Origin of the sequence: Methylophaga sp., assembly GCF_965655755.1 — a bacterium.
GTDB lineage: Bacteria > Pseudomonadota > Gammaproteobacteria > Nitrosococcales > Methylophagaceae > Methylophaga.
Genome location: NZ_CBFHHW010000004.1, coordinates 16448 through 21101 on the forward strand (window position 1 = coordinate 16448; position 4654 = coordinate 21101).

Sequence of the window (4654 nt, forward strand, 5' to 3'; positions counted from 1 at the left end):
CCAGACGTCTCATCACCATACTCGGAACAGGTATTAATAAAGAAGCAGCCATTAAACCGGGATAGGGTTGGCACGCGATTGTGAAACCAATCATCCAGTGCATCAAACATGACCAGTAAAGCTGGTTTTCCAGGTTTAACTGACTGCATCGCGGAATCCATCCAAACCAAAAAGCATTCATCGCGATATTGCAATACTGCCTCAAGTAGCGCTTCTTTGCTATTAAAGTAAGAATAAAGGGTTTTCTTGGCAACATTTGCTTGCTTAAGAATTTGATTAATCCCGACGCTATGTATGCCTTTTTTATAGAATAAATCAAACGCCTCTTCGATGAGTTTTTGTCGTTTATTCATTATTTTTCCATTTCATTTCTGGCCTTATGTTGACATAGGTAGACCGACCTGTCTACCATGAGAAGACCGATTATTCTATATTTATTCAGGAGTTCAACTATGTCATCTGAGTCAAAGCCTCCCTTCCCGCCTTTTACTCAGGATACTGCTATACAGAAAGTTCGCATGGCAGAAAATGCCTGGAATAGTAAGGATCCTGAAAAAGTATCAATGGCTTATACGCTGGATAGTTACTGGAGAAACCGGGCTGAGTTTCCAAGGGGGCGTGATGAAATAAAAACGTTTCTGCAACGTAAGTGGGCGCGTGAATTAGATTATCGTCTGGTAAAAGAACTATGGGCATTCAAAGACAATCGCATCGCCGTCAGGTTTGCGTACGAGTGGCATGATCATGAGGGAAACTGGTTTCGTTCATTTGGAAATGAAAACTGGGAATTTGATAAAAATGGACTTATGCAGAGCCGGTATGCCAGCATTAATGATATGCCAATAGACGCCTCTGAACGAAAACTTGATTGGGTTACAGGACCGCGGCCAGATGATTATCCAAGTCTGACTGAATTGGGTCTATAAATGAGATTTTATCTGCCTGATTATTCATAAAAATGATGACGCTACTGTTTACGAAATAATGAAACAACATGTCATTCTTCTGCATGGTCTGGCGAGAACGTCACGTAGTATGCGCCGACTGGCTTCATCATTAAGAAAAGCAGGCTTTACTGTGGATAATTGCCGCTATCCCTCTCGACAGTTATCGATAGAGGAACTCTCCGAATCGGTGATCTCATCCGCGCTTAAGCGATCATCTGAGTCTGACAAGGTCCATTTCGTTACCCATTCGCTGGGTGGTATTGTTTTTCGTGATTATTTAAACCGACACAAAATTGTTAATCTAGGCAGAGTGGTTATGCTGGCGCCACCCAATCAAGGCAGTGAAGTAGTCGACAAATTAAGACGCTGGTCATTATTTAAATGGTTTAATGGTCCTGCTGGCCAGCAACTGGGAACACGCTATTCAGACCGGCCCAGACAACTACCCAGCGCAGATTATGAACTGGGTGTTATCGCAGGTACGCGATCGATAAATTGCTACCTCTCTACCCTGTTACCTTCCCCTAATGATGGCAAAGTCAGTGTTGCATCTACTCAGCTAGAAGGTATGAAGCGGCATTTAACAGTTGGAGCAAGTCATTCTTTTATCATGCAAAACAAAACCGTTATTGAGCAAACCGTCAGATTTATTCAGCAAGGTGATTTTAGCTGACAGCATCAAAAGCCTGTTTTATATCAGCCAATATATCGTCGATATGCTCAATGCCAACACAAAGCCGTAACATTTCAGGTGTTACACCAGCTGTTTTCAACTCATGGGTCTCAAGTTGACGGTGTGTCGTCGAGGCCGGATGACAGGCCAGGGTTTTTGTATCACCGATATTGACCAGACGTTTGATCATTTTCAGCGCGTCGTAGAATTTAACACCGGCTTCAAAACCGCCTTTGATACCAAAGGTCAGCAATGATGATGGTTTTCCATCAAAATATTTTAGTGCCAGCTGATGATATTTATCTGTCGGCAGTCCGGCATAATTGACCCACTCTACCTTGTCATGTTGTGACAAAAACTCAGCAACAGCAGCGGCATTTTCACAATGACGTTCCATTCTCAATGGTAACGTTTCAATGCCCTGTAATAGCATAAAGGCATTCATCGGTGATAAGGCAGAACCCGTGTTACGTAGCGGTACGGTTCTCGCTCTCGCTATAAAGGCTGCTTCACCAAACTGTTCCGTGTAAACAACACCATGATAGGCCGCTTCCGGTTGATTTAGCATTGGGAATCTTTCTTTGTGCTCGGCCCATGGAAACTTACCTGAATCGACAATAATGCCACCCAGTGTCGTTCCATGCCCACCCATGTATTTGGTTAAGGAATGTACGACAATGTCTGCGCCATAAGCTATCGGATTGAGTAATGCTGGTGTCGCCACAGTGCTATCAACAATCAACGGCACACCTGCCGCATGAGAGAGTTCAGCTACAGCTTCAATATCGATAATATTGCCAGCCGGGTTACCTATTGTTTCACAAAAAACGGCTTTCGTTTTATCGTCAATCAGACTCGCCATTGCTTCGGGCTGATCGGTTGCTGCAAAACGTACCTCAATACCCAACTTAGGAAGCATGTGTGCAAAAAGAGTGTAGGTTCCACCATACAATTGTGGTGTGGTAACAATGTTGTCACCGGCTTCAGCAATGGTGAGAATGGCATAATGAATTGCAGCACTGCCGGCAGAGACCGCTAATGCAGCGAGGCCTCCCTCCATTGCTGCAACGCGTTTTTCAAGCACATCCCAAGTCGGATTCATAATGCGTGAATAAATATTACCGGGCACTTCCAGGTTAAATAAATCGGCGCCATGCTGCGCATTATCAAACTCATAGGCCACTGTCTGATAAATAGGAACGGCACAGGATTTAGTAACAGGGTCTGTCTCATAGCCTTCATGCAGACATAAGGTTTCTATTTTCATTAATTTCTCCCTCTCATTTTTAATATTTGAAGCATTTAAGCACGCTCAACTGTCAACAGCAATGTCACTTACTACAATAATAGAAACAGGAGGATTCATGCACATTTTAATGGTAGTTACATCACATGACCGATTAGGCAGCACTGGTGAAAAAACCGGGTTTTGGCTGGAAGAGTTCGCTGCTCCTTTTTACGTATTTAAAGATGCCGGTATTGACGTTACAGTCGCATCACCCAATGGTGGTCAACCACCACTTGATCCCAAAAGTACATCCCCCGATTTTCAGACTGAATCAACACACCGGTTTGACAGGGATGCAGCAGCACAGAAACAATTAGCCAACACTTTGCCGCTAGCACAGGTAAGAGCGTCTGATTACGATGCAGTGTTTTATCCCGGTGGGCACGGACCGTTATGGGATTTATATCGTTCGCCCTACTCCATCAGCTTAATTGAAGATTTTATTGCACAGGGTAAGTTCGTCAGTTCTGTCTGTCATGCGCCTGCTGTCTTATTGAATGTGCACGATTCCAGTGGCGAACCTCTGGTTAAAAACAAATCAGTTACAGCCTTCAGTAATTCAGAAGAAGATGCTGTTGGTCTGACCGATGTTGTTCCCTACCTGCTGGAAAATGAGCTTAAAGACAAAGGCGCATGTTTTACCAAATCCGATGACTGGACATCTTACTATTGTGAAGACGGTCTGCTCATTACGGGCCAGAACCCACAGTCATCAGAAGCCACAGCCAAAGCACTGCTTGAGGCGCTCAAGACAGCTGCATAGCTGATATAATGTGCGTTTTTTTACAATCGAGACTGATAAACATGGCAAAAGCAACAGCAAGACACATACTCGTCGACAGTGAAGAAATCTGTCTGGAACTGAAACGTGAAATCGAGCAAGGTGCTGATTTTGCTGAAGTCGCAAAAGAACACTCGTCTTGTCCTTCAAGCCGTAGTGGTGGTGATTTAGGTGAGTTTGGTCCCGGCATGATGGTGCCTGAGTTTGATAAGGTTGTTTTCTCTGCTCCAGTGAATACTGTTCAGGGGCCGGTACAAACTCAATTTGGATATCATTTACTGGAAGTGACCAGTCGTACTGAATAAGTGTTTATTCAACACGCAAAAAAAACCCGGCCAAGGCCGGGTTTTTTATATTTCGTAAAGCGTGTCAATCAGACTTGACGCGCTTTCATCTGCATATACGCATCGCTAATTGGATTAAATTCCTGCGTTCTTAGTTGGCCTTTTTGACTGTCCAGCTGCGCTTTAAACGATAATTTTGCTGTTTTATTTACGTGCGTTTGCAGGTAACGATCCGAAAAGAAATTATAGGCTTGTGGACGCAATTGTGTTTTTTGCATATCCAGCTGCTGAGAAAAACTTTTCTCTTGCGTCACAGCAAATGTGGGTGCAGAAAACAAGGCAACGCTAGCCAAAATACTTACGGTCAATTTTTTCATTATATCGCTAATCCTTCAGTGTATTATGCCTGCCAGAATGGGCTCAGCAGTGTGGCAGAATAGTGTCTGTCCACATGCATCTATGATACGGCCTCTTGACTCAATCCCTTGCAGCATAAGCTCCCATACATTGGGGGAAAAGCTTCCTGATAAAACGTGAAAATTACTCCCGGCCCTCTTTCTGCCATTTATTGCTGTATTCGATAATCCGGTAAATGTGCCAGCAATTGCTTGCCATAGCCTTTGGTTAATAGTCGTCTATCCAGAATGGTAATACGGCCTGAGTCTGTCTCTTTTCTTAGTA

7 protein-coding genes are annotated in these 4654 nt (G+C 43.9%); 4 read left to right on the forward strand and 3 right to left on the reverse strand.

Annotation, left to right across the window (positions count from 1 at the left end; all coding sequences use genetic code 11):
• Positions 1-353: TetR/AcrR family transcriptional regulator (locus tag ACTF5U_RS02350; protein ID WP_438970031.1), on the reverse strand; the 353-nt coding region annotated here is incomplete at its 3' end.
• A gap of 99 nt (positions 354-452) precedes the next feature.
• Here ACTF5U_RS02350 and ACTF5U_RS02355 point away from each other — a divergent pair.
• Both ACTF5U_RS02355 and ACTF5U_RS02360 read left to right on the forward strand, forming a co-directional pair.
• Positions 453-926 carry a DUF1348 family protein gene (locus tag ACTF5U_RS02355; protein ID WP_438970032.1) on the forward strand — a complete coding sequence of 158 codons (474 nt, stop codon included), beginning with the start codon at positions 453-455 and terminating at the stop codon, positions 924-926.
• Between the two features lie 58 nt (positions 927-984).
• Positions 985-1620, forward strand: a complete 636-nt coding sequence (locus ACTF5U_RS02360) for an esterase/lipase family protein (protein ID WP_438970033.1) — start codon at positions 985-987, stop codon at positions 1618-1620.
• Here ACTF5U_RS02360 and ACTF5U_RS02365 read toward each other — a convergent pair.
• On the reverse strand, positions 1613-2887 hold the full coding sequence (locus ACTF5U_RS02365; RefSeq protein ID WP_438970034.1) for an O-acetylhomoserine aminocarboxypropyltransferase/cysteine synthase family protein: 1275 nt from the start codon (positions 2885-2887) through the stop codon (positions 1613-1615). The genes ACTF5U_RS02360 and ACTF5U_RS02365 overlap by 8 nt on opposite strands.
• Before the next feature lie 97 nt (positions 2888-2984).
• On the opposite strand from ACTF5U_RS02365, the gene ACTF5U_RS02370 reads away from it, so the two are divergent.
• Positions 2985-3671, forward strand: coding sequence for a type 1 glutamine amidotransferase domain-containing protein (locus ACTF5U_RS02370; RefSeq protein WP_438970035.1), 687 nt, complete (start codon positions 2985-2987; stop codon positions 3669-3671).
• Positions 3672-3712: 41 nt separating this feature from the next.
• Positions 3713-3994: a peptidylprolyl isomerase gene (locus tag ACTF5U_RS02375; protein WP_438970036.1), complete on the forward strand. Its 282-nt coding sequence runs from the start codon at positions 3713-3715 to the stop codon at positions 3992-3994.
• A 68-nt stretch (positions 3995-4062) separates the two neighbouring features.
• On the opposite strand, the gene ACTF5U_RS02380 is transcribed toward ACTF5U_RS02375, so the two are convergent.
• On the reverse strand, positions 4063-4350 hold the full coding sequence (locus tag ACTF5U_RS02380) for a hypothetical protein (RefSeq protein ID WP_438970037.1): 288 nt from the start codon (positions 4348-4350) through the stop codon (positions 4063-4065).
• Positions 4351-4654 lie beyond the last annotated feature (304 nt).

Coding starts and splice junctions, on each gene's coding strand:
- ACTF5U_RS02370 (WP_438970035.1), top strand. CDS start 2,985: ATGCACATTTTAATGGTAGTTACATCACATGACCGATTAGGCAGCACT.
- ACTF5U_RS02375 (WP_438970036.1), top strand. CDS start 3,713: ATGGCAAAAGCAACAGCAAGACACATACTCGTCGACAGTGAAGAAATC.
- ACTF5U_RS02355 (WP_438970032.1), top strand. CDS start 453: ATGTCATCTGAGTCAAAGCCTCCCTTCCCGCCTTTTACTCAGGATACT.
- ACTF5U_RS02365 (WP_438970034.1), bottom strand. CDS start 2,887: ATGAAAATAGAAACCTTATGTCTGCATGAAGGCTATGAGACAGACCCT.
- ACTF5U_RS02360 (WP_438970033.1), top strand. CDS start 985: ATGAAACAACATGTCATTCTTCTGCATGGTCTGGCGAGAACGTCACGT.
- ACTF5U_RS02380 (WP_438970037.1), bottom strand. CDS start 4,350: ATGAAAAAATTGACCGTAAGTATTTTGGCTAGCGTTGCCTTGTTTTCT.